Source organism: Bartonella gliris, assembly GCF_045277155.1.
Classification (GTDB): Bacteria; Pseudomonadota; Alphaproteobacteria; order Rhizobiales; family Rhizobiaceae; genus Bartonella; species Bartonella gliris.
This window is the reverse complement of record NZ_CP123962.1, coordinates 1,566,816-1,590,985: the sequence shown is the minus strand read 5'-3', so window position 1 is coordinate 1,590,985 and position 24,170 is coordinate 1,566,816. Positions and strand designations below refer to the sequence as shown.

Genomic DNA, 24,170 nt, shown 5'->3' with positions numbered 1-24,170 from the left:
ATCCTTTAGATTTTGATCCTTTATTGAAAAGCCGATTATTTTGATTTGGAAAGCCTTTTTACGCAAGCTTTTTAGATTTGAACATGCCCTCATCGCTTTGCCTTTCAGGGTAGAAAAGAAGTGAACATCAGACAATGTTTAGCCATAATAAGGCAATGTTTAACCAGAACAAAACATTGTTTCAACAGAATAAGAAAATAATATTCAAGACCGATTATAAACACGGAGGCGAATATTATGAAACCACGAGATTCAAAAACCCCCCCCCAAAGTTCATCACAAACACAAGAGAGTTCAGCACAAACACAAGAGAGTTCAGCACAAACACAAGCAAGCGGTGGCGCAAGTCAGGCATTAGAAAGTTTTCTTGCACGTTTAGAAGCAACTGTCAGCAAAACACCAGAATTAGAAGATATCGCACATAACCCTGAAAAATTACAAGAGCTTATTACAAACTTAGAAAGTGACATCGCCAGTGGCGAATGGCTTCGCGCCAATTATGCAGAAATGGATCTTAAAATGATGCCTGCCCTGGTAAAACAGGCAAACACTAAATATCCAGAGATGCAACTTAAATATGCGACAAACCCTGAAGAGCTCGCCTCATCCATAAAAGAAACAATTAATGAGGGAGTGCAATCTTCCAGATTTATAACAAACACAGGGCAAAGCGGAATTCACTTTGCAGTCATTGATCATCAAACCATCAATAATGAGACATCCCTCATATTAATGGAACCAGCATCTTTCGATAAGTTGAACGCTGGAATAATGGGGGCAAGGGTAAAAATAGCTCTTGAGAAGTTGAATTTGCCTAATTGTCATTTTTCCATGGTAGAAATGAATATTCAACAAAGCAACTCTGAATGTGGGATCTTTAGTTTAGCGCTTGCCAAAAAGCTTCATACCGAAGCTGATAAATTGATGAGACTGCATAGGGATAATGTTAATGGTGTGTTATGTGAACCAAATACTCCTTTACCTTCTGATCAGTTAGATCAGTATCTTCCACCATCTTTTTATAAACACACGCAAGGGAGAAAACGTTTCAAGAAATATATTGAAAGAAATCCAGAAGCTGAAAATACAAAAGTGAACAAAAAAGGCGAAACACTTCGTGAGAGGTTTGAGAAAAGTTTAGTGAAAACAGAGGGGAAAACTGTCTCTGTTTCTTCACACAGGAAAAGGACCTCTGAATATAAATCCCTCATGCTATAATTGTGTAACGTTTTTGCCAATATGGGAAAGGGGAGTGAAGCTTACGCAGATGGGTTTCTTCATGTTGGCAAGTTCGTTTGCTTTTGCAATTTGGAGAATGCAAACACAGTAAGCAAGCTTGCATATTAAGGTAAAGGTTAAAGCAACAGGCGGCTGTTGTCATCAAAAGAGTTGAGACCACAAATACAAAAAATTCATTTTAAAACATGTAATTACAACAGGCAAATGGCGTTCCCAACATTTTCCAAACTTAAAGATGCAAAGCAGCCTATGAATTTTTAATCTTTATGCTCACAATGCTCACAAAATGCGCACAAATTGTCGTTTTGGCTTTGCAAGCCTCTGTTATGAAAGCTGCTTATTTTAAAAGCGCTCTCCTCCCCCTTCCCTGATGGCAATCAATGCCAAACATTGTTTAGCCAAAAGCGGAAAATAATATTTTAGTTCTGACTTTTAACACGGAGATGAAATATTATGAAACCACAAGATTCAAAACCCCCCCATAGTTCAGCACAAACACAAGAGAGTTCAGCACCACCGCAAGAGAATGAGAGTGCAAATGCATCCTTAGAAAATCTTGCTACAAATTTAGAGCAACTCAGCATCGAAAAAGAAAAAAAGATCCCCTTTAGTCATGAACAATTAAAAGATATTATTGCCGATCTAGAGCGTGATATTGCTAATGGGAAATGGTTCGAAGGCTCTCATTATTATGCAGATACAGATCTTAAAATGATGCCTGCTCTGATAGACCAAGCAAATCATAAACATCAAGGATTAAATCTTAAATTTATTACAACATCTGAAGACCTTGTCTCCTCCATAAAAGAAGCTGTCGAGAGCGGAATTCAATCTTCCAGATATATAGTGAACACAACGGATAGGGGAATCCATTCTGCAGTTCTTGATCATAGAACGATTGAGGGTAAAACATCTTTGATCCTTTTCGAACCTGCAACCTTCACTGATGAGGCCCCTCTATTGCTAGGAGTAAGAATATACCTAACCATTCAAGAAAAATTGCCTGAATGTTCTTTTTCCAAGGTAGAGATGGATATTCAACGAAGCCCCTCTGAATGCAGCATAATAAGTTTAGCGCTTGCCAAAAAGCTTCATACCGAAGCTGATAAATTGACAAGGCTGCATGGGGATAATATTGCTAGTGTGTTATGTAAAACAAATCTTACTTTACCTTCTGATAAGTTGGACCCATATCTTCCACCGTCTTTTCACAAACACACGCAAGGGAGAAGACGTCTCCAGAAATATAGTGAAACAAATCCAGAAGCTGAAAATACAAAAGTGAACAAAAAAGGCGAAACGTTGCGTGAGAGGTTTGAGAAGAACTTAGTGACAATAGAGGGGAAGACTGTCTCTGTTTCATTACACAAGAAAAGGGTCACTGAATATAAATCCGTCCTTAAATTATGAGGTCATTTTTTAACGTTTTTGCCAATATAACAACACATTGATGGATAAGGATAATTTGTTTGTTTTGCCTGTTGAATGAGGGCCCAAAATATCGTACGATTCTCCTATTGCAAACCTGTTTATGTCAAATCCATCGAAATCATCCGCTTGCACATTACAAGCAGGATGGACCCATGTGGATAAAAACACGAGAAAAAAGGCGTAAAAATACCTCTCATAAACGCTCTCAAATACAAGAGCTGTCGCAACATATGGAGGGGAATTAAGCTTATGCATCAGGTTAGGTGCGTTAAATTTGTTTGCTTTTTCGATTTGGAGAATGCAAACAATGTAAACAAACCTGCATATTAAAGTAAAACGGGGCTATTCTTTCAAAAACAGCACATCTTAAAGCCGTATGAAAAGCCGCAAGGTTCTTTTGACAACATTTGACAACAATAGACAGAACATCTCTCCTGAGAGACACAAAACTTGCATGTTTTTTGCAAGCAGCATATGCTTTAAAACTGCTCTCGTAAAATTTCTTGAGAAGCCTTTCCACCCCACGCGCCAACCACACCCATAACCCGCCTTAGAAACACCATCACCTACCAACTTTGTTGTTTCATCAAAGCTTCACTTCGCTTTTGTCCTTAAACAATGAGCAAGCAATTCATTTTTAATCTGTCAGTCAGTTTCATATTTAATTTCACATAAAGTAAGGCTTTTTTTATGAAGAAATTTATGCGAAAATATTACAAAAAGGGTTTGCCCTGATGAAACAATGGGAAAACTTGTTAAACAATGGGAAGACTTGCATTGAAGTGCCTATAAAGACGCCATCGATGTGCGAATAATTGGTTATGAACATATAAATGTTGCTCTGGCCAGTGTTGCTGGAAAACCTTTTGTTCACAAAGGGATGACACTCACCAAAAAGCAAGCAGAAAAACTCCTTTGTCAAGATTTAAGAAAGTTTAAAACAGCTGTGGAACAAGCAATTCAAGTTTTTTTTAAGCCCTTGGCAGTTCGCGGCATTCGTGTCTTTTTGTTATAAGGAAGGCAGAAAAGCTTTTTGCAACTCTCCATTGTTAAAAAAACTAAATAAAGGCAATTATAAAGCGGCGCCAACCGAATTACAAAAATGAACCAAAGCGTGCAGCAAACGTCTTCAAGGTTTCATATGACCGACATGCAGCAGAAGCATGCAACAGAAGCAGGATTATGGATGAAGGGAGAGCTTCTATTTCTTCTCATGACCAAACAATAGAAACGCAAGCACCAACAGTTTTTTTCAAAGCAGAAGCACTTGCGCCAATGATAGGGTCTTTTTCAGGACTTTGAGGCTTTTTGTCGAGCAATGGGGGGGCAACTCCAATAGGCATTAGCAGCGAATATGGTTTGAACCGCATGTACGGATATTTTTTGTTATGAAACAGTTAAAGGAGCAGCACTTATGATTTTGTCGATTAAAAAAAATCTCATGATGATCGGGATGGCTTTAGCCGCATTTTTTATTGCATTAGCAAGAGCTTTTACTCTTGGAAAAAAAGCCGAACGGCAAAAGCAAACAGAAAAGGCTCTAAAGTCAGCAACAACACGGCTTGAGGTGGAAAATGAAATTAACAAAAAAAGTGATACTGATGTGCGTGCTGATCTCTCTCGCTGGGTGCGTGACAAATGAGTATTCTTCCTGTGTTGGTTGGTCGCCAATTTATTTAAGTCGGCAAGATCTTAATGTCATCAGTCCACACTTAGCAAGAGAGATCTTAAAACATAATAAACAGGGCGAACGCCTCTGTAGGTGGAAACATGGCTAAAAAAAACGGAACTTAGATAAACAGAAAAAATGCTGCAAGAAATAATCATGCGCTACGAAAGCATAAAAGTAATATTTTGCTTTAAAGCAACATCTCGCAACGCTCCCAAGCCCACCCAAGGCAGCAGCACCCCGTGAAGGGTATAAGGAAAAGCCATGATGTTGCCAATTCACCCACTTGCTTTCTCGCAATGATTGCTTTCTGTAACCGGTTGTAGTCTCCTTGCTGTGCCTCGCTCTCTCCTCACTTTTTCAGTCACCCCCCACCTTGCAAGACAATCGCGCACACTGGATAAACACGCACGCTTGATTAAAAGAGTCATAAAACAACAAAATGGACATGATCATAAAAACGCCCAATATCATCCAGAAGAGAAAAGAAAACCCAGCGAAAAGAACAATGAATGTTACAAAACGACTGGTTATATTTCTCTATCGCGTTTGTAACGGATTGCGCCCATATACCCCTATGAAGCATCTTTTTTCGTTGAGAAATTGCTTCTTTTAAGCGCTGCATGATTTTTTAATGCCCCCATCACCATGATACGGAGCGCAAAAAGCAATGGTGAGAAGAACAGCGCCTACACCAAGCCCCTCCCCCCATGTGAACAACTAAAGATTGTCGATACCAACAACTAAAAGCTTATAAGAAAAGCTATCCTCCCCGCATTGAGCAAGAAAGACTTAAGAAAAGGAGAATTGGAGAAAGCACAATGACAAAAGAAACAGAGAATATTCTTTTATCCTTTTACCCAAGCTCTTTTGATAAAAATTATGCTTGCAATACACGAAGAAAAGAGATGAAGAAGCAAATTTGATTGCTATCCTTTATCACGTATCAAACGCTCAATTTTGCTGCTTTTTCTTGCTATTTTTCCTCTAACGACTGCTCCAGCACTGCATCACGCTCTTTCATCACCCTTTTCAATTCCCGTGTCGCTCGACAATACAAACGCGCACGCTTGATAAAAAAGTAATAAAGCAGCAAAATGGGCATAACCATTAAAGTGCTAAAAATCATCGAAGAGAGAACACGCAGGGCACTTAATGCTATAAAACTACTGGTCATTGTTTCCCCCTGTGGCATTCTGTAGACTGAACTGCTTCATCCTGTTTTGCAATTGCTTCTTCCAATTGCTGAATAGTTTTTTTCAATTTACCCGTTAAGATTGTGACAAGCCCCCAAATCAATGGCGTAAATATAACAGCTCCCCAAATTATGCACACCAGCAGCAGCGTGATAAAATCGCTCACATCGCTTCTCCATCCCAACTGGATTGCCATAGAGACAGCAGCCTGAAAAATCACGAAGGCGACAGTGATAAAAAATATCACCTTATATTCTTTAGGCCAAAGAATCATCGCTTTTTTGAAAGAAAGAAGACGCCTTCTTGTCTCCAGTGCAGCATTGTGCCCTTTCATCTCGCTTTCATCACGGCTTAATTGGCACGCCGCGCGCGCTTGCAATTCCTCAGCTATGCTGAAAGACAATCGCACACGCTTGATAAAAAAATAAGGAAGCCCGAAGACGATCATAAAAGCTAAAATAACCATTATGATGAATCCTAAAAACCCTAAAGAAGCTAAAAAGAGTATTAAATTTCCCACCTTTTTCCCCTATCGTCATGCCAAGATCAACAATTGTGTGTCCTGATCAGTTTGGTTGCTACTTAGTTACATTCCAGTTTTTGAATCATTTTTTTTAACCTATAATTGAGTAGAGTGTAGAGCACCAAAACAATAGGCAGAAAAAAAGCAACACATACCCAAAACATCACCACCAGTACATAAAGAGAGAATAAGAAAGACTTACCCACCCCCGCACCACTCATCAACTGTGGAAGCACAGATATTGCATAGATATTTCCTACAACACTTAAAACAAAAATGGGAAGAGAGCTCCAGAATATTCTTTTATAATCTTTGCTTGAAAGAGCAAGAGATTGTTTAAACGAAAAGGCGCTTACCCCTGTGTCAAGCGTTAAACTCTGCCCCTTCATTTCTCTCTGTTGAGGGCACAATTGCTGCTTGGCGATTTTTTTCAGCTTCCTACCCATGCGAAACAACAATGCCGCACGCTTTATAAAAGAGTAATAAATTGCATCCACTGCCATAATGGTAAAAAAGCAAATCATGACCAAAGTGAGAAACATAACCACCATGGTCAATACTGCGGTTAATGTTATCAAAATGTTCATTTTCTTCCCCCTCTTCCATTGTGTGGAGTGCTCGATTTATCGCGCTCTACAGGTAATTTTTCCAGCTGCTGAATCATTTCGTTCAATTCACGCCTCAGTATCCTGTAGAGAATAAAAATGAGTGGAAAGAGGAAAGCAAAATATCCAATAATCGTATTCGGTAACATGAATACAAAGGCCCAAACGCCATTCCACCCAGCAGCACGCCACAAGGCTTCCATGTCCGCTGTTTCAATCTGAGCCTGTTGCCAAGACAGCGTTTTAAAATATTCTATTAATGACCCTTGAGAATATTTTTGAGCCATTGCTATCAACTGTTCGGCAGATATTACGTGAAACCATTCCAAAGGATTCATATAACTAACAACACATAGGACCACCAACGCTATGACAGAAATGCAGAATATTTTTATAGAATCTCTCAGCGAAAAATTCATTGCCTCCTTGAACGAAAGCACTTGAGAGTCTGTATCAAGTGCTGCTTGTGAGACAATATCTCCCTGCACTGAATCAGATTCGCACTGTAGCTGTAATTTGTCTGGTTGTGATTTGTCTGTTACCATACGGACATTTCCCCCGTTTTTTCAATCTTTAGAGCTCTACTCACTCTTACAGCACTGCCCACTTGTGCAGCATTGCCGATCCAGTAAAGCAGCTAGATAAAGCACACTCAGCGATTTCCCCACACTGTATGAAACAAACACACCACACTGTACCAACACAGCTTAAGAAAAAGCCTACACACCCACATAAACCCGTCGCTGTATTGTAAAATCAAACACCAAAACGAAAACAACAGCCAAGCTTTTTGCGCCTTTGATGAACCAACACACACGACACACATGCGAAAGCATTTGAGAGCTTTATGCATTAAGAGAGTCTCATGTAACAGCCTCAATAAAAGTTTTCAATCCCTTATTTTTAAAAAAGCTCTGAGGATTTACAGCATAAGTCACAACACCATTCATTTCGCTTTACGTGGATTTGATCTGCCAACAGTTTTGTCAGGCATTTACGGCTGTGGAGCGTTACGATACCATACAAATAAAAAAGATGGCACATAAACAAAATCTGTTCTTACGATAAGAAAAGAGTATAAAACAAGAGGATTAAGAGAAGAGAGCAAAAAAGCCTTTTGCTCTGTTTAGCTTTGAAAGCATTGGCATATTTACGAGAACTTTGAAGAATTTTTTGAACAGAACCTCAGTTTTGTGCACCTTATACTCTCAATCATAGGAGTATTAAAACCTAAAGCCACAATTCCCAAAAGAAGAAGCTTTGTCATCCAATCACCAGAAGATACAAGAACGCATGGGGATATACGTCCCTTCCCTACAGCATACCGCCTCGTGGTAAATCTTACCGGTGCTTTCACGTTTCCCTCTCATACCGCCCCTCTCGATAGCCTACAGCACACTCTATAAGTGCAAACAAAGGAAACAAGCACTCCTTACAAGCTTCCCCTCTCACCACCCCCTCCCAAGGACAGCCTCCTAACACCACCATTGATAACGGATGCGCCATGCCACAACTTGCCACCAACACAAGAACGCATGGAGATATACGTCCCTTCCCTACAGCATACCGCCTCGTGGTAAATCTTACCGGTGCTTTCACGTTTCCCTCTCATACCGCCCCTCTCGATAGCCTACAGCACACTCTATAAGCCCAAACAAAGGAAACAAGCACTCCTTACAAGCTTCCCCTCTCACCACCCCCTCCCAAGGACAGCCTCCTAACACCACCATTGCATTTATCGATACTGCATATTTCTTGCAAGGGACGCAAGGGACGCAAGGGACGCAAGGGACGCAAGGGACGCAAGGGACGCAAGGGACGCAAGGGACGCAAGGGACGCAAGGGACGCAAGGGACGCAAGGGACGCAAGGGACGCAAGGGACGCAAGGGACGTGATACGTGCCTTATGTTAAAGTCAAGGGAAAACTCTCATCATGGAGTTCTCGCGTTTAAAATAAAATGAACATCTTCAACAAAACGGCGGGGAGAATTTTCAGTCTTCCCATGCCTCTAATACTTAATCTTCAATAAACCACATATTCTTCATCAATCCCTGCTGCTTATTGATAGAATATGACTTCTTAGGAACATTTCTGTCCTTTTTTACAAATGAGAAGTTACCACGGCGCCATCTTTTATTTTAAATCTTACCTAAAAGTGCCCAAAATGAAGAATGTTGCATAATTTTTCATAAAATGGCTTAACAGGACGCAAAAAATGAAAGAAAAGCTAGAGAGAAACGGCTAAAAGAGACTTTGATAAGAAGTCTTGATTATTCCTTTTGCATCATGACAACATGTTGATTTATAAGGGTAACTTATCGTTTTGCAACTTGAAAAAGAGACCCCGAATACCGTAAAATTTTTTCATTCCAAACCTGTACCTGTATATGTTGAATCAATCGAAACCATCTCCCCTTGCACATCACACGTAGGATGACGCGTGAATAAAAACTGTACAAGACAAGAAGCAAAAATGCCTCTCATCAACGCCCTGCGATACAATGCAATACAAGAGGAGTCGCCAATATTGAAAGCTAGCTAAAGAGTATCATGGTGCCAGCTTGCACCTTCACACTTGCACCTTCACAAGCGTAAAGGTGGTGGTGCCTAAGGGATTGACCATTATACCATCACAACTTGATCTGATACGACACTTCCAGCATCATAAGCTGATGACACCCTGCATGTTGGAGTTTTTATTCTAACCTGTATTTTTGCACATGGGATACGTTTTTACCTTCTTGCATGGTTCCCATTCAGCGTTTTTGGCATACAACCCCTCATAAAAAGCCCCTTATAATAGGTGTGAGGAAATCTGAGGTGGTTTTTTAGTATCTACTGAACTTTAATATCTACTGAAAATGAAGGGAAAACCTATATAAAATGGTGCGGGTGGTCGGACTCGAACCGACACTCCTCTCGGAACCAGATTTTGAGTCTGGCGCGTCTACCAGTTCCACCACACCCGCACACTGTCATAAAGGACAAAGTCATAAAGGACAAAGTCACTGATTATCTCTTTGCACTATAGGAAGAAGAACAGATTCGTCAACACTAGACTTCTCGTTTTTTAAGAATTCTTAATGTTTTTTGCCCATCTGGTTTAGAGGGTGTTTTTCCCCATGGGCTTTAACAGGTTTTATGGGATACAATTTGTAAAGTCTTTACCTCTTAAAGTTATGAAAGACTTCATGATATTAAACAAATTAAAGCTTTGGACGATTTCTTTAGCGAATCGACGCACAGCACCACACTGGCTGGGGTTCATAGCTTTTATTGAAAGTTCTGTTTTTCCAATTCCGGCAGATGTTTTGTATATTCCAATGGCCCTTGTCCATCCCAAGCGGGCTTATCGCTATGCTTTTATTGCGACTGTATGTTCTGTTTTAGGGGGCATTATGGGCTGGTTTATTGGGCATTTTGCCTATGACAATATCGCTAAACCGATTTTAGAGTTTTATGGTAAAGTTGAAAGTTTTCAAGCCCTACAACACGGTGCTACACTGCAATTTCTGGTGATTTTACTGATTACCTCAGGATTTTTTCACCTTCCACCGATCAAGATTGTAACGATTTTGGCAGGCGTTATGAATATACATGTTGGAGTTTTTATTCTAACCTGTATTTTTGCACGTGGAGCACGTTTTTACCTTCTCGCATGGCTCATTCAGCGTTTTGGGCATAAAGCCATGAATTTTCTTGCCCGCCATTTGAAATGGATTGTCCTGATTGGTTGTGTTACTCTCTTACTGGTCTATGGCATTTTCATAGCTTTGGTGAAAAAGCACCTTTTATTTTAAGGAACATGCACAATGACATGCGTTTTGTTTTCTAAGCCTATTTTGAATAAGCATCTTTATCTTGAAGCCAGCAGAAAAGAGCAAAGTTTATGGGCTTTTTTTCTCGCTTTTTGCCTAACCGCCACGATAGGTCTCGCACTTGGTTTTGAACATATTGGTGGGTACCTTCCTTGTGATTTATGCCTCATTGAGCGTTTTCCATATTATGGTGCGATACCATTTTTAATTTTAGCGGGTTTTGGAGCATGGTTTTCCCGCATGTCTTTGTGGATACAACTTTTATTTTTGTGTGTTTTTGTCTTAATGTCGATCAGCTTTGTCTTAGCGATATATCATGCGGGTATCGAATATGGCTTTTGGCCTGCCCCTCTCAGTTGTGGTTCAAATGCAGCAAGGATGGTAACAGACGTCAACCAGCTGCTTAACCGATTAAACAACATCCATCCTCCTTCCTGTTCTGAAGCTTCCACGCGCTTTCTTTTTCTCTCATTTGCCGGTTGGAATGTCGTTGCTAGCCTCTTTTATATGCTTGCCAGCCTTTATATTGCTTCAAAAGGGCTTCTTTCATATCGCCAAAAATGATCACAGCAAAACAAAAGCAAAACCACATGCCACCACCCCTCCCCAAACATGCCAAGCATGCATGTTCCCCTTCTCATTCCAATACCAGCACAAACCTCTCACAGCGCTCCCCGACAAGCACACACGCCCCCTCTCGAGCACGCTCCCTTTGCTGTAATCTCTCAATACATTCCTCCACACAATTCCCTTGGCATAATTTTCTGAGCATAATTCATTGAGTCCACTCTCTTTCCTTTCTCCGTACCTACAATCAATTTTTTTACATGTGATTTTCATTCATTGTTTTTTTTCCCTAGTTTTTTGCTATTTTTTTTACTTTTCTTTTTGACTGAATCCTTTCTGGTTTCACCACCATCTTTTTGCAATTTTTAAATTTTGCATTGACTTTCGTTTTTTTCATCTTATATCTTAGAACTATTCTAAAGTGCAAAGGAACAGAAAATGTTCAAATCTCTTTTTTCATTTGTACAACGCAAAGCTCTGTCCTTTCGTTCAGCACAAAAGATGATGATACGGATGCTCAAAACAAAAGAGCAGCATGCGGCACTCTATTTAAAATACGCAAAAGCTTTAGAGCCTTATTCCTCCAAGCAGGCAGCAATTTTCACAGCAATGGGCATCCAAGAGCTTGAAAATTATAAGCAGCTTGCTTGCCTTTCTTGTCAGAGTCAAAGAACTGCAAGCGCATTGTGTCACCGGACTGCTGTTGCCACAAGCAAGCACCACCATGCCCCTTCTCGAAAAACAACGGCAACCAATAAAGCGACGAAAAAACCATCGAAAACACAAAGACAAACACTTTTAACGTGGATTCAACCTGGTCTTGCAGGATTAATGGATGGCTCTGTTTCCACTCTTGCACCCATTTTTGCAGCAGCTTTTGCAACGGGTGATACATATCAAACCTTTTTGATAGGTTTGTCTGCTTCGATTGGTGCGGGTCTTTCGATGGGTTTTACAGAAGCAGCCCATGACGACGGCAAGTTATCGGGCCGTGGTTCTCCACTCAAAAGAGGGATTGCCAGCGGTGTTATGACAACATTGGGTGGATTAGGTCACACTCTTCCTTATTTGATCAACTCTTTTTACCTCGCGACAGTTATTGCTTTTATCATTGTCTTTTTCGAACTCTGGGCCATTGTCTGGATTCAAAATAAATTCATGTCGACACCCTTTTGGCGGGCATCATTACAGGTTATCATTGGAGGAGCCTTGGTTTTTGCTACCGGTATTTTAATCGGCAATATATGAAGAATATAAAGAGATCTGCAAATGCAACAGATACTCTTTAAAACAAAGCATGAGAAAGGATCTCCCTCTCGAGAGACTTTTCTCGGCTTGTTTTGAAAAAAATCTTTTGTTAGAGTTGTGTTTGCTTTTTATATTTTGGAGATGCTTTGACCATGCCTTATACGCACTTGAACAGCCAAAAGAATTCCCTTCAATCGGATGTCTCTCTTCACCATTCACAAAAAGCGACCTTATCAGTCCAACGCCTTGAGCATGGACAAGGTTTAGAGCTTCCTCACTATGCTACAGCGGGCTCTGCAGGTCTTGATTTACGGGCAGCCCTTGCAGAAGAAGAAACTGTTGTGCTTGCTCCTGGTCAGCGCGCTCTTATTCCAACGGGCCTTGTGTTTCACCTTTTGCAGGGGTTTGAAGCACAAATCCGTCCACGCTCTGGTTTAGCCTTAAAGCACGGCATTACATGCCTCAACACTCCTGGAACAATTGACAGCGATTACCGCGGTGAAGTGAAAGTTCTTCTCATCAACTTAGGGCAAGAAAACTTTTCTATTCAACGTGGCATGCGTATTGCACAAACCGTAATTGCACCGGTTACTCAGGTAAATGTTTGCGAAATTGAACCAGATCAACAAGACAACAGCCAAACATCAAACGGCGCACAACATCGTGGCACCGGTGGCTTTGGTTCAACAGGACATGATTAAACAGAAATGAACGGTAACTTCCTGTTTATTATTGTTATTACTGAACAATGGATACAAAACATTGATTTATAATGATAATTTATCATTCTGAAATTTGAATTAGCCCCTCCTGAATATTGTAAGATTCTCTTATTTCCAACCCTCTTATATTGAATCAATCACAACCATTTCCTTGCGCATCACAAGGAGGATGAGCGTGTGAATAAAAAACCTGTTTAAGAAAGGAGTAAATATGCCCCTTATGAACGCTCTCCAATGCAAGGGTTAACACAATATTGAGAGCTGTTAAACAGTATGATGGCACTCGCTTGCACCTTCATGCCAGGCTTGCACTTTCATGCATTTAAAGATAGTTGTGCACAATGGAAACAGTCCTCTCTATGGCAGAATAAAAGCCTCGCTTGCAGAGCTATTCACCGCCGTCGTTTATTGCACTCTCCACCGCATACGCTTGTGCATCATTGACGACACCGGCTGCACTATCTCTTGGAGTGTTCGCTCCAGCATCACTTGTCGTGCGTACTTCGCCATTATGCGTACCATCGCTTGCAGCAACATTGGAAGATTTTTGCATCCCCACAAGACCGATTTTGCTATATCCAGCAGTACGTACTTGATTGAGCAAATCCACGACAGCACCATAGTCGATTTCGCTATCGGCTTTGATCAAAATCTTTGTTTCTAGATTTCGGTTTGTTTCTTTAAACAAAGCTTCAACAAACTCTTCTTGTCTGACAAGATTATTGCCAACATAAAGAGAGCTGTCTTTTTGCAAAGTCACATAAAGCGGTTCCTCAGGCTGCACAACAGAAGATGCTTGGTTTACGGAAGGCAACTGAACAGGAATAACAGAGGTTGCCAAAGGCGCAGCTACCATAAAAACAATGAGCAACACGAGAACAACATCAATGAAAGGTGTTACATTGATCTCATTGTGCAACCCACCTTCCTCTGACTCCCAATCATCATTAAAGTTTGCTTTCATTGTTTATGACTTTTTTTTCTGTCTATGTCTATCGAGTTCACGGCTCAAGATCCTTTCAATGGCAGCAGCGATATCACCTAAATCATTGCGATAACTGCTCAGAGCACGCATAAGGCTATTATAGATAACAACAGCGGGGATAGCTACAAAAAGCCCAATAGCCGTTGCAAGCAAGGCTTCAGCAATTCCAGGAGCAACCACATCAAGCCGTGTTGTTTGCGATTGGGCAATTCCGATAAAAGAATTCATGATTCCCCAAACGGTTGCAAAGAGACCAACAAAGGGAGCAATTGCGCCAATGGTTGCAAGAACAGCGCTCCCACATGCCACACGGCGCGTAGCAGCCAGCAAACAACGAGATAAAAGCGAATGCACCCGCTCTTTCACGCCTTCATTAACATCACGAGCGATCTCTCCATATCGCGCGATCTCCTCATAAGGGAGCACATCTTCAGAAAAAGCGGACTGACCTTGTCTTTCACTCCCTTGTTTTTCACTGGATCTTTCTGTTGCAATAAAGTTGACCTGCTGTGTAGAAAGATAAACCTCTTTAAGAGTTTCTTTTAAAAAGACCACCCCAGGCCCTTTGCTGTCTTTCAAGTGAGCAGCCAAACGCGCAAGAGTCTGAGCATTCACAGCCAATTCCAGTTCACGCCGCGCTCTTCGTTTTGCCAAAGTAATTTCAACGATTTTTACAAAAGCAATTGTCCAAGACGCAAGAGAAGCCAACAACAAAATAACGATAACGGCCTTTACGACCCAATCAGCCGCCATAAACATTGAAAAAGGGGAAAGATCATGCGCAGCCAATACGGCAGACGCGTTGTCTAAGGGTACTGTCTCAGATTCCATTTCTGTCTCACATTATTGTGGTTTTATATTATTTTTTTGATCTTACAGCTGTGTCATCATTAGGGCAGCACCACTTGCCCGCAATACCTCTTCCTTCTTTATGTCACTGGCGCTTAGTCTAAGAAACAAAACTTGATAAATCAAGTATAGTTTTATTTCAGGAAACCTCTCTTTCAAGGGGGATTGTGCAAGAAATTTTTCCTATACACAATTAAAATAAGCTTACAATAAGCTTGTAAAATAAGCTTGCCCAACTTCATGGCTTCAACGAGCAAGATGCGTTTCCCGCACAAGACTGATCTTACAAACAAAATTGATTTCACAGGCAAGATTGATTTCACAGGCAAGATTGATTTTATCAAAAACACTTCTAGATTGAATAAAGAGAAGAATAAATTGCCAAAAGAGGTGGAACTAAAAAAATTATTTGACGTTACCAAGCAGTAAAAATTTTTTACTCCATACAAATAATCACAATGAACACGAAAAAATAAAGTACAATGCGTTAAGAGAGGGAAGTGCATTATGACAAGCAATAAAAAAACAGAAAATAATAAGACAGCAGCAGAGAAAGACCTACAAACCCAATTAGAGAAATTACGCAGTGAAATTTCAGGAATAACCTCAACATTGTCGCATCTTGGTGCAAACAAATTAAACACCGCCAAAGATAAAGCGGAAAAACTCTATAGCTCAGCAATGGAAAGTGGCGAAGAGATTATGTCTCAAGCGAAAGACAAAATAAGTGATCTTGAACAAGCCATGAATCAATGCGTTCGCAAAAACCCTGGCAAAAGCGTTTTATTTGCGGCCGGTGTTGGCTTTATTCTCGCTCAAATATTGCGTCGTTAATTGCCATGCATAGGTTTATCGCCCCTCTTTTAAATCATCTTTTTGATGGAGAACTCAAAAGTAGCGTCAAGCAAATGCGCCTTCAAGCAATTTTCTGTGGGATTATTGGAATTTCACTGTTCATATCGCTGATATTTTTATGTATCATGGGTTTTATTGCATTATGTTGGGTCATGAAGCCTCTTGCAGCAGCCAGTACAATGTTTTTCATCTGGTTTTTTATTGCGGGGCTGGGTTTTTTCGCCAGCAAAGTTTTAAAAGCGACGCGCCGTTACAATCAACAGAAGAAGTTGGAAGAACAGCGTCATAAACTTATGACAGATGCAACACTATCAAGCATTTCACTGCTCAGCAAACATCTGCCTTTTGCTAAATTGGGCGTTCCAGTTCTTGGATTTGTGACGTATTTTTTGTGGAAAAAGGATAAAAAAAACCACTCTTGAGCATATTATGAGGTATGTACTCACCATTCCATCCCCCCTAAAAGTGCTTTCTCTTGTATAAAGAGAAGGCACTTCTTTTGTTTTGCATACACCGCCACCAACGGAATGTTGCGGAAATATTAATCCTCAAGACCGAAGACAAACAATAAGACACAATCGCTTTCACCACCCTATGCGTGATAAAAAGCTTTCACCCTTCATTGTATGGAGAATAAAATAATGAGAATATTCACATGAGAAGACATGATCCAATGATGCTTTATCGCAGAAAAATTGACCATTCCTCATAGGACGACTTCTCTCTGACGTTTTTCTCATCTCTGACTCTTTGTTCAGAGGGGGGGGGAGCAATAACCATGAGCAACCGCCAAGCTCTAGAAGAGCGTGCCATAAGATAAGCAATCACGCACCCTTATTTGAGTTTGCAATAAAGCATCACGCTTTCTCAACAAAATCCTTTACTTTTGCAAGGGCATCATGGTGCGTGATAACATCCACCAACTCTGCCACGATCATATCAAGAGCTTGTCGATCATCGCCTTCAGCCATCACGCGGATGACTGGCTCGGTTCCAGAAGCACGGATGACCAGCCGTGCTTTTTTCCCCAAATGCTGTATTGCTTGTTCTATTGCCGTTTTGACCGAATCTTTTTCGAGCACATTTTTGTTTTTAACCGTGATGTTTTTTAAAATTTGCGGCACAGGTTCAAAGCGCTTACACAACTCACTCATAGAGGTTTGACTTTGTTGCATACAGGCTAAAATTTGCAAGGCAGCCACCAACCCATCGCCGGTTGTGCCAAAATCACTAAGCACAATATGCCCAGAAGCCTCTCCGCCAACATTATATCCCTTCTGACGCATTGCCTCGACAACATAGCGATCCCCCACATTTGTGCGTAAAAGATCTAATCCTTTACTGTTTAAGAAGCGCTCAAGCCCAAGATTTGACATAATGGTTGTGACAACACCGTTAAGCTGCAACCGTCCTGTTTTATGCCAATGTTCAGCAATGACAGCAATCAACTGATCCCCATCCACGGTTTGCGCTTTTTCATCAACAATGAGAACGCGGTCTCCATCACCGTCGAGCGCAATCCCCACATCAGCACGCACTTCATGAACTTTTTGTTTTAAAGAGGTCAAATCGGTTGATCCACATTTGTGATTAATATTGGTACCATTTGGCGCATCATGAATGGCAAAGACCTCAGCTCCCAATTCCCACAAAGCACGCGGTGCAGCCTTATAAGCAGCACCATTGGCGCAATCTACAACGATACGCAAAGCATCCAAGCGAACATCACGGGGCAAAGTTCGTTTAGCATATTCGATATAACGGTAAATATCACCCTCGACCCGTTTTGCGTAACCAATTTCAGCGCAACTGGCTAAGGATTTTGAAAGATCTGTATCGATCAACTGTTCAATTTTTGTTTCTATGTCATCTGAAAGCTTAAAACCATCAGGTCCAAAGAGTTTAAGTCCATTATCATAGAAGGGATTATGAGAAGCAGAAATCATCACTCCAAGATCAGCGCGCAATGAACGGCAGAGCATAGCAACGGCGGGCGTTGGCACAGGCCCCAACAAAAAAGCTTCCATTCCAGCAGCAGTAAATCCTGAAACCAGGGCATTTTCCAACATATAACCAGATAAACGCGTATCTTTTCCAATCACCACACGACGCGACTGATGTTGTGACCGAAACAAAATCCCCACCGCCATGCCTACTTTCATGGCAAAATCTGGTGTCATGGGAAAAACATTGGCTTTACCCCGAATTCCATCTGTACCAAAATATTTTTGTGCCATCCCTATTTCCTTGTATACACACTTCTTCTCTTGCACTCTTGACAGAGTACCCCGCCTCATACAAAGAGATCCCCCAATATGGTAAAATTATTTATAATCCACTCATTCTTTCAGGCACTCATTCTTTCAAACAATCAAGACGTGCGCCATGCACTACTCCAAAATAAATCTCTGCTTCACTAAAAACCACGCTCCACTCCAACAGATACGCTTTCATAACCTACACACTGAATCAACTTCTTCTCTGCAGCGTTTTAACCACATGGCATCTCTATAAACGCAACTCACAGCCCCCCCTATCCTGCAAAAATGCGCTTTTAAGACACTTCCCCCAACACCGCATCAACACCATTTCTCTCATACCATAGAATCGCAAAGCAGTGTCCGAGCTGTCCTCACAGACCCTTTCAAATGCTGTTTTTAAAATCGCAAGCTTACTTGCACTTCCCCTTAAAGAATTGACTGGGAGTCTTTAAAGATACAGGGACTTAAAGACATGAACACTCAAGCATCTTTAGAAGGTTCCTGTTTGGCTTTACGTGCTTTAGCATTTAACTCTTTTTCAGCATTTGCTTTGCTTCCAGAAAGATTTGCTGCTCCATCAGATTTTTTTGTGCTTTGTGTTTTTTTCTCACCCTCCTGAGATTTTGTCTCTTTAAACGCAGCATCATTGGGATCGGCATCACTGGATTTTGTTTTTCCTTTTCCAGCTTTCAGCCCTTCCTTTTCTCCCTCTGCTTTACGAGCATTTGTTTTCTCTGCCGTTGTTTTACCGGCCTCACCCTTACCAGCGTTTGTTTTAGGCACAGATGAAGTACGCACAGAAGCATTTTCATCTTTCTGTGTTCGTGAAGGAGGCTTTCCTGCAATAACCTCGTTAATTTCAGCACCGGTTAAAGTCTCATATTCCAACAAACCTTGCGCCAGAGCGAACCATTCTTGTTTTTTTGTTTTCAGAATTGTTGTAGCATTTTTATAAGCATCATCAATGAGCTTACGCACTTCCATATCGATCATGCGCGCTGTTTCTTCAGAGACATTTTGTGTTCGTGCAACGGAATGCCCTAAAAAGACTTCATCTTGGTTATCACCATAAGCGACATTGCCAAGGAGATCAGAAAAGCCCCATCGTGTAATCATCGCCCGTGCTAATTTTGTTGCCTGTTCGATATCGGATGAAGCACCGGATGTAATATTTTCTTTTCCGAATTTCAATTCTTCGGCCACGCGTCCACCCATCATAATAGCCAGACGAGAAATCATCCAGCGATAGCTCATGGAATAGCGATCACCCTCAGGCAATTGCATAACCATACCCAACGCCCTTCCCCTTGGTACGATTGTAGCTTTATGAACAGGGTCTGCCACAGGCACATTGAGAGCGACAATAGCATGTCCTGCCTCGTGATATGCAGTGAGTTCTTTTTCCTCTTGTGTCATAGCGGTTGAACGACGTTCAGCCCCCATCATCACTTTGTCTTTAGCATCCTCGAACTCTTGCATAGTGACGACTCTTTTATTGCGGCTAGCAGCCATGAGAGCGGCTTCATTAACAAGATTCATCAGATCAGCCCCAGAAAATCCTGGAGTTCCCCTTGCCAAAACTTTCAGATCAACATTAGGAGCTAAAGGCACATTGCGCACATGAACCTTCAAGATTTCTTCACGTCCAGAAACATCGGGGTTTGGCACGACAACTTGGCGATCAAAGCGCCCTGGTCTTAACAAAGCAGGGTCGAGCACATCGGGACGGTTTGTTGCAGCAATAAGAATGATACTTTCATTGGGTTCAAAACCATCCATTTCGACAAGCAACTGGTTTAAGGTTTGCTCGCGTTCATCGTTTCCGCCTCCCAATCCGGCACCCCGATGGCGTCCAACAGCATCGATTTCATCGATAAAGATAATACAGGGTGCATTTTTTTTAGCCTGTTCGAACATATCACGCACGCGGCTTGCACCAACACCGACAAACATTTCGACAAAATCGGACCCTGAGATAGTAAAGAAGGGTACATTAGCCTCACCGGCAACAGAGCGTGCAAGCAAGGTTTTACCCGTTCCGGGAGGACCAACAAGCAAAACGCCACGTGGAATACGTCCACCTAGGCGTTGAAACTTTTGTGGTTCACGTAAAAATTCGACGATTTCCTGGAGATCTTGCTTTGCTTCTTCAACGCCGGCGACATCCTGAAAGGTAACGCGCCCCTGCGCTTCATTGAGCAATTTTGCTTTTGATTTGCCAAATCCCATCGCCCCGCGTGATCCACTTTGCATTTGTCGCATAAAGAAGACCCACGCCCCAACGATAATAATAACAGGCAATAAGGAAAAGAGAAGATTGAGGAAGATACTATTGCCTGAGCTTTCAGGAATAGCCTTAACGTTAACATTTCTGCTTTCCAATTTTTGTATTAAGCTTGGATCCCGTGGTGCATAAGTTGAAATAACTCTGTGCTCAACGGTTTTTCCTGTTAATTTCTGCCCCTGAATGGTCACAGACTTCAACTCATTATTCTCAACTTTCTGCAAGAATTCGGAATAGGAGACCTCTCCACCTCCAGAACGCTGGCTATCTCCATTAAAAAGAGAAAACGATACAATCAAAATCAAGGCAATAACTCCCCAAATGAGGAGAGAGCGATAATTGGAATTCATGTTAAGTCCACTTATAAAATACAGATTTTAAATAGTCACCTCTAACATATAACCTTGTCTGCCCCTTGCCAAGATACGAGAAGATGTTTATTCTCTTTTAGAGCGATTTTTCTTTATCTTTTCACCTCAATATTAAAAAAAGGCTCCACAACATTAACAAACGGAGCATCTTCGCGTGACAAAAGCCAATCGAAGGGAGCCATAATTCGCTTTATAGTAACATTTTGTTGTGAAAAAGCATGATCTGTCAACTCTGGAATATCGTACCCTTTCTCGTTTGAGATCATCAACAGCGATTGGAGAGAAGGGTAATGGGGGCGTTCAAGATCACAACTGCTCTTTTTCAACAGAGATTTCAGCTGTTCCAAACCCGCAGGTCCAACCTTTAGCGCCTCAGATCCATGGTTTGTAATCTGATAGCGTCCATCCCATAAAAAAGTTTTTCCGGGCTCGACAACCGCTTTTTTAAGGTTACGAGATTCGCGCCAAAAAGCAATCCCGCTTCTGTTGGATTCCCCCCTTTGGTGAGTTTCAATAACAGCTCCAGCCAGAGTAAAGCGCCGCTTTTCTGGAGAGTGGAGACACAGTTTTTGGAAAAGAGCGATCAATTTTGGTAAAGGGAGCAAATACGCGCCTCCTCCCATCAACACAGTAAAAAGTCCCACGACGAAAGGAAAGTCTGGATGTTGCTGTAAAAATGGTACAGGCTTTGCAATAAAACAACGCCCATGTTCAACAGTGATATCCAGAGCCAAAATCAAATCGGCAATACTTTGTGCCTTTTGACGGCGTTGAAGCGCTGCTTCATTCACTTGTTTAGCAATATCGGCAAGCTTTTTTGGATAAAGAGATTGACGCACACGCACGCGTTCAAAATTGCGATCTTCATTTGTTGGATCATCAATCCATGTTTTTCCCTTTAAGTGCAAATAAGCCCGCAATGTTTTACGCCTAACGCCAAGGAGTGGACGAATCAAGCGCACTGTTCGACGCAACAACGCTTCACGCGGAATACAAGATAAACCGCGCTCATACACCAGCCCATAGCTTTTTTCGGCAATATTTGCTGCTCTTTCTGTAAACCCAACCCTATCGAATTTAGCTTCAAAGCGTTGTTGTTGCAAAGCGCGCCCAATGTCTCTCGTAGCAGTGTTTATCGTAGAAATGCTATCATGCATATCTTCAAAGGTTTCTTGTTGCAAAACATCGGCATTCTTTTTAAGGCGCTGAGAACGCATCTGATAAGTTTCAACCTGATCATTAAGCGTATGCCCTGTCATAATAAGCGTTGCACCTTGTTTTTGCGCTTCTTTAAAGAGAAGATCATAGCGTGCAATACGAGCACTTGCCGCGATATGCGTCTTTGGCTTTTTGCCTTCCCACTGCACAATGATATGTTTAATGTGATGGGCATGACAAATTTCCGCAACCGTAGCAGCTTCACGCGCTGATTCTCTCCGCAATTGATGATCAACGGTAACGACAATCATTTCTGGAGGAACAGAGAGCGTTTTTAAATGGTCTTTGACCAAAAACAGTAAAGCAAGCGAATCACTACCACCTGAAACCGCAAGGATTAACTTCCGACACGCGATAAAATCTGATGTTTTAAAGAGATTTCCTGCTAGTCTAACGAGCACCGCGAATGCCTCCGCTCCCTTTTAAGAGGTTTACAAAAGACGCACTCCAATGTTTTAGAAAGTTTTGGTGTTTTAGAGGATTTTGGTCTTTTAGCAAAAAGTACACAAGCCTCTTCATTATGACCAAGAGCAACCATACTGATTGCTAACTTCAACAAAATCTCAGAAGTATAGAGCTTTTTTTTGTCTAAATACCATACGTTAAGATAAACTTGTGCTGCTTCATGATAGCGTTTTTGCCCCAACAAAGCTTCAGCCAACCAAAACAAAGCGTCATTGCTTAAAGGGTCTTTTTGATACCGATTTTGAAAAGCACAAAAAGCTTTTTCAGCTTTCACGTAGTTTCCAGAAAGAATAAAATCATAGCCTTTTTTATACAATGTTTTGGGAGAAAAAAGAGGGGTTTTTGAAGAAAGAAGAGAATCATCTTCACTACGCTGCAGTTCGGCAGGATTGCTTTCTTCATGTATTTCCTGCAAACGCCCCTCTTTTTCCTTTAGCAAATTATGTGCTACCTGCAAGCGTTCACCGTTTTTTTGTGAACGGTCATCCATTTCTTCAAAAGGACTTTCCTGGTTATAGCTCTCCATACTCCCAGGGTTTTCCCCATCAGCAAGACTGTTGTGACCCTCTCGTATAAGATACCCCTGCCCCATCCCTTCCTTTGCAATCTTAAAGTTTTCATCCAAAGTGGCATAATCAGCAGGACAAGAATAAACAACAGAGCTTTCTTTATCAAAAAGCCGATGAAATTGTTTTTTGACACTTTCCAAATCGTTATGCTCAAGCACCGTTCGTATCTTATGCAAGAGCTTATCCAAATCATAATCTTTAAAGAGAGGCTCTTGATTTTCAAAAATAAATTCTCGATCTTGCAACATCCCCTGAAAAGAGAAATCCGCATCTAAAACAGCAGAAGCCGCACCCGTAGCGGCAGGCGCCACACCCGTAGCAGCAGGCGCTACATCTTTAGCAGCAGGCGCTGCATCCGTAGCAGCAGGCGCTGCATCCGTAGCAGCAGGCGCTACATCCGTAGCAGCAGGAACCGCATCCGTAGCAGCAGGCGCCACACCCGTAGCAGCAGGCGCTGCATCCGTAGCAGCAGGCGCTGCATCCGTAGCAGCAGGCGCTGCATCCGTAGCAGCAGGCGCTGCATCCGTAGCAGCAGGCGCTGCATCCGTAGCAGCAGGCGCTGCATCCGTAGCAGCAGGCGCTGCATCCGTAGCAGCAGGCGCTACATCCGTAGCAGCAGGCGCTGCATCCGTAGCAGCAGGCGCTGCATCTTTAGCAGCAGGCGCTGCATCCGTAGCAGCAGGAACCGCATCCGTAGCAGCAGGCGCTGCATCCGTAGCAGCAGGAACCGCATCCGTAGCAGCAGGCGCTGCATCCGTAGCAGCAGGCGCTGCATCCGTAGCAGCAGGCGCTGCATCTTTAGCGGCAGGCACTGCATCCGTAGCAGCAGGAACCGCATCCGTAGCAGCAGGCGCTACATCCGTAGCAGCAGGAACCGCATCCGTAGCAGCAGGCGCTGCATCCGTAGCGGCAGGCGCTGCATCTGTAGCGGCAGGAACCGCATCCGTAGCGGCAGGAACCGCATCCGTAGCGGCAGGCGCTGCATCTTTAGCGGCAGGCGCTGCATCCGTAGCAGCAGGCACTGCATCTTTAGCGGCAGGGGCTGCATCTTTAGCAGCAGGCACTGCATCCGTAGCAGCAGGAACCGCATCCGTAGCAGCAGGAATCGCATCCGTAGCAGCAGGAACCGCATCCGTAGCAGCAGGGGCTGAATCATAGGGAGAGTATTGCGAAGCCCTTCGCGGTGCACTTTGAGCAGACAAAGCAAGACATGCTATAAGAACCGACATAAAAAAGACGGTTTTCCAATTTTGCTTTCTATATACCAACATACTTCATTCCCCCAAAAACCAA

The 24,170-nt window shown here is 42.2% G+C and carries 21 protein-coding genes, 1 tRNA gene and 1 pseudogene; 11 read left to right on the top strand and 12 right to left on the bottom strand.

The genetic code is table 11. The features are described 5' to 3' along the window. The first annotated feature begins 237 nt into the window (after positions 1-237). The 4 genes and pseudogenes from QHG54_RS07115 (at position 238) to QHG54_RS07100 (ending at position 4,312) form a co-directional block, all read left to right on the top strand. Positions 238-1,218: a YopJ/AvrA family T3SS effector serine/threonine acetyltransferase gene (locus QHG54_RS07115; RefSeq protein ID WP_406604088.1), complete on the top strand. Its 981-nt coding sequence runs from the start codon at positions 238-240 to the stop codon at positions 1,216-1,218. Positions 1,219-1,692: 474 nt separating this feature from the next. Further along, positions 1,693-2,649: a YopJ/AvrA family T3SS effector serine/threonine acetyltransferase gene (locus tag QHG54_RS07110; RefSeq protein WP_317993806.1), complete on the top strand. Its 957-nt coding sequence runs from the start codon at positions 1,693-1,695 to the stop codon at positions 2,647-2,649. Positions 2,650-3,412: 763 nt separating this feature from the next. Further along, positions 3,413-3,969, top strand: a pseudogene (locus tag QHG54_RS07105) (lysozyme); the annotation flags it as partial. Between the two features lie 115 nt (positions 3,970-4,084). Further along, entirely contained in the window at positions 4,085-4,312 is a 228-nt protein-coding gene (locus QHG54_RS07100; protein ID WP_317993807.1) for a hypothetical protein, read from the top strand. Positions 4,313-5,315: 1,003 nt separating this feature from the next. On the opposite strand, the gene QHG54_RS07095 is transcribed toward QHG54_RS07100, so the two are convergent. From QHG54_RS07095 to QHG54_RS07075, 5 genes are all read right to left on the bottom strand, one after another. Continuing rightward, positions 5,316-5,516 (bottom strand): hypothetical protein, encoded by a 201-nt coding sequence (locus tag QHG54_RS07095; protein WP_317993808.1) that lies wholly within the window; start codon positions 5,514-5,516, stop codon positions 5,316-5,318. Beyond that, positions 5,513-6,055 (bottom strand): hypothetical protein, encoded by a 543-nt coding sequence (locus tag QHG54_RS07090; RefSeq protein WP_406604087.1) that lies wholly within the window; start codon positions 6,053-6,055, stop codon positions 5,513-5,515. Before QHG54_RS07090 ends, QHG54_RS07095 begins: the two co-directional genes overlap by 4 nt. Positions 6,056-6,117: 62 nt before the next feature. Then, the gene (locus QHG54_RS07085) at positions 6,118-6,645 is read right to left on the bottom strand and encodes a hypothetical protein (protein ID WP_406604086.1); all 528 of its coding nucleotides are present in this window, start codon (positions 6,643-6,645) and stop codon (positions 6,118-6,120) included. Then, the gene (locus tag QHG54_RS07080) at positions 6,642-7,208 is read right to left on the bottom strand and encodes a hypothetical protein (protein ID WP_317993811.1); all 567 of its coding nucleotides are present in this window, start codon (positions 7,206-7,208) and stop codon (positions 6,642-6,644) included. The genes QHG54_RS07085 and QHG54_RS07080 overlap by 4 nt, the downstream gene beginning before the upstream one ends. 887 nt (positions 7,209-8,095) lie before the next feature. After that, a complete protein-coding gene (locus QHG54_RS07075) occupies positions 8,096-8,275 on the bottom strand; it encodes a hypothetical protein (protein WP_406604085.1) in 180 nt (59 codons plus the stop codon). A gap of 143 nt (positions 8,276-8,418) precedes the next feature. Between QHG54_RS07075 and QHG54_RS07070 the strand changes: the two genes are divergently transcribed. Next, entirely contained in the window at positions 8,419-8,559 is a 141-nt protein-coding gene (locus tag QHG54_RS07070; protein WP_406604084.1) for a hypothetical protein, read from the top strand. Between the two features lie 990 nt (positions 8,560-9,549). Here the strand turns inward: QHG54_RS07070 and QHG54_RS07065 are convergent. Then, positions 9,550-9,634, bottom strand: a tRNA-Leu gene (locus tag QHG54_RS07065). A 222-nt stretch (positions 9,635-9,856) separates the two neighbouring features. Between QHG54_RS07065 and QHG54_RS07060 the strand changes: the two genes are divergently transcribed. The 4 genes from QHG54_RS07060 (at position 9,857) to dut (ending at position 12,999) form a co-directional block, all read left to right on the top strand. Then, entirely contained in the window at positions 9,857-10,465 is a 609-nt protein-coding gene (locus tag QHG54_RS07060; RefSeq protein WP_317993858.1) for a YqaA family protein, read from the top strand. Positions 10,466-10,477: 12 nt separating this feature from the next. Beyond that, a complete protein-coding gene (locus tag QHG54_RS07055) occupies positions 10,478-11,047 on the top strand; it encodes a disulfide bond formation protein B (protein ID WP_406604083.1) in 570 nt (189 codons plus the stop codon). A gap of 441 nt (positions 11,048-11,488) precedes the next feature. After that, entirely contained in the window at positions 11,489-12,298 is an 810-nt protein-coding gene (locus QHG54_RS07050) for a VIT1/CCC1 transporter family protein (protein WP_317993860.1), read from the top strand. Between the two features lie 152 nt (positions 12,299-12,450). After that, the gene (gene dut, locus QHG54_RS07045) at positions 12,451-12,999 is read left to right on the top strand and encodes a dUTP diphosphatase (protein ID WP_317993861.1); all 549 of its coding nucleotides are present in this window, start codon (positions 12,451-12,453) and stop codon (positions 12,997-12,999) included. 409 nt (positions 13,000-13,408) lie between these two features. Here the strand turns inward: dut and QHG54_RS07040 are convergent, their stop codons facing one another. Further along, entirely contained in the window at positions 13,409-13,984 is a 576-nt protein-coding gene (locus QHG54_RS07040) for a biopolymer transporter ExbD (protein WP_317993862.1), read from the bottom strand. Positions 13,985-13,987: 3 nt separating this feature from the next. After that, positions 13,988-14,836 carry a MotA/TolQ/ExbB proton channel family protein gene (locus tag QHG54_RS07035; protein ID WP_406604082.1) on the bottom strand — a complete coding sequence of 283 codons (849 nt, stop codon included), beginning with the start codon at positions 14,834-14,836 and terminating at the stop codon, positions 13,988-13,990. Positions 14,837-15,361: 525 nt separating this feature from the next. Between QHG54_RS07035 and QHG54_RS07030 the strand changes: the two genes are divergently transcribed. Both QHG54_RS07030 and QHG54_RS07025 read left to right on the top strand, forming a co-directional pair. Continuing rightward, positions 15,362-15,688 (top strand): DUF883 domain-containing protein, encoded by a 327-nt coding sequence (locus QHG54_RS07030; RefSeq protein WP_317993864.1) that lies wholly within the window; start codon positions 15,362-15,364, stop codon positions 15,686-15,688. A 5-nt stretch (positions 15,689-15,693) separates the two neighbouring features. Further along, on the top strand, positions 15,694-16,131 hold the full coding sequence (locus QHG54_RS07025; RefSeq protein WP_317993865.1) for a phage holin family protein: 438 nt from the start codon (positions 15,694-15,696) through the stop codon (positions 16,129-16,131). A gap of 435 nt (positions 16,132-16,566) precedes the next feature. On the opposite strand, the gene glmM is transcribed toward QHG54_RS07025, so the two are convergent. The 4 genes from glmM to QHG54_RS07005 form a co-directional block, all read right to left on the bottom strand. Continuing rightward, complete coding sequence (gene glmM / locus QHG54_RS07020; RefSeq protein WP_317993866.1) at positions 16,567-17,946, bottom strand: phosphoglucosamine mutase; 1,380 nt, start codon at positions 17,944-17,946, stop codon at positions 16,567-16,569. Between the two features lie 504 nt (positions 17,947-18,450). Then, a complete protein-coding gene (gene ftsH / locus QHG54_RS07015; RefSeq protein WP_406604081.1) occupies positions 18,451-20,604 on the bottom strand; it encodes an ATP-dependent zinc metalloprotease FtsH in 2,154 nt (717 codons plus the stop codon). A gap of 113 nt (positions 20,605-20,717) precedes the next feature. Continuing rightward, the gene (gene tilS, locus QHG54_RS07010) at positions 20,718-22,244 is read right to left on the bottom strand and encodes a tRNA lysidine(34) synthetase TilS (RefSeq protein WP_317993868.1); all 1,527 of its coding nucleotides are present in this window, start codon (positions 22,242-22,244) and stop codon (positions 20,718-20,720) included. Further along, positions 22,229-24,148, bottom strand: a complete 1,920-nt coding sequence (locus tag QHG54_RS07005) for a tol-pal system protein (protein ID WP_406604080.1) — start codon at positions 24,146-24,148, stop codon at positions 22,229-22,231. Before QHG54_RS07005 ends, tilS begins: the two co-directional genes overlap by 16 nt. Positions 24,149-24,170: the final 22 nt, after the last annotated feature.

Coding starts and splice junctions, on each gene's coding strand:
- QHG54_RS07055 (WP_406604083.1), top strand. CDS start 10,478: ATGACATGCGTTTTGTTTTCTAAGCCTATTTTGAATAAGCATCTTTAT.
- QHG54_RS07095 (WP_317993808.1), bottom strand. CDS start 5,516: ATGACCAGTAGTTTTATAGCATTAAGTGCCCTGCGTGTTCTCTCTTCG.
- QHG54_RS07060 (WP_317993858.1), top strand. CDS start 9,857: ATGATATTAAACAAATTAAAGCTTTGGACGATTTCTTTAGCGAATCGA.
- QHG54_RS07005 (WP_406604080.1), bottom strand. CDS start 24,148: ATGTTGGTATATAGAAAGCAAAATTGGAAAACCGTCTTTTTTATGTCG.
- QHG54_RS07040 (WP_317993862.1), bottom strand. CDS start 13,984: ATGAAAGCAAACTTTAATGATGATTGGGAGTCAGAGGAAGGTGGGTTG.
- dut (WP_317993861.1), top strand. CDS start 12,451: ATGCCTTATACGCACTTGAACAGCCAAAAGAATTCCCTTCAATCGGAT.
- QHG54_RS07110 (WP_317993806.1), top strand. CDS start 1,693: ATGAAACCACAAGATTCAAAACCCCCCCATAGTTCAGCACAAACACAA.
- QHG54_RS07050 (WP_317993860.1), top strand. CDS start 11,489: ATGTTCAAATCTCTTTTTTCATTTGTACAACGCAAAGCTCTGTCCTTT.
- QHG54_RS07100 (WP_317993807.1), top strand. CDS start 4,085: ATGATTTTGTCGATTAAAAAAAATCTCATGATGATCGGGATGGCTTTA.
- QHG54_RS07025 (WP_317993865.1), top strand. CDS start 15,694: ATGCATAGGTTTATCGCCCCTCTTTTAAATCATCTTTTTGATGGAGAA.
- QHG54_RS07035 (WP_406604082.1), bottom strand. CDS start 14,836: ATGGAATCTGAGACAGTACCCTTAGACAACGCGTCTGCCGTATTGGCT.
- QHG54_RS07085 (WP_406604086.1), bottom strand. CDS start 6,645: ATGAACATTTTGATAACATTAACCGCAGTATTGACCATGGTGGTTATG.
- QHG54_RS07075 (WP_406604085.1), bottom strand. CDS start 8,275: ATGAGAGGGAAACGTGAAAGCACCGGTAAGATTTACCACGAGGCGGTA.
- QHG54_RS07030 (WP_317993864.1), top strand. CDS start 15,362: ATGACAAGCAATAAAAAAACAGAAAATAATAAGACAGCAGCAGAGAAA.
- QHG54_RS07115 (WP_406604088.1), top strand. CDS start 238: ATGAAACCACGAGATTCAAAAACCCCCCCCCAAAGTTCATCACAAACA.
- glmM (WP_317993866.1), bottom strand. CDS start 17,946: ATGGCACAAAAATATTTTGGTACAGATGGAATTCGGGGTAAAGCCAAT.
- QHG54_RS07080 (WP_317993811.1), bottom strand. CDS start 7,208: ATGGTAACAGACAAATCACAACCAGACAAATTACAGCTACAGTGCGAA.
- ftsH (WP_406604081.1), bottom strand. CDS start 20,604: ATGAATTCCAATTATCGCTCTCTCCTCATTTGGGGAGTTATTGCCTTG.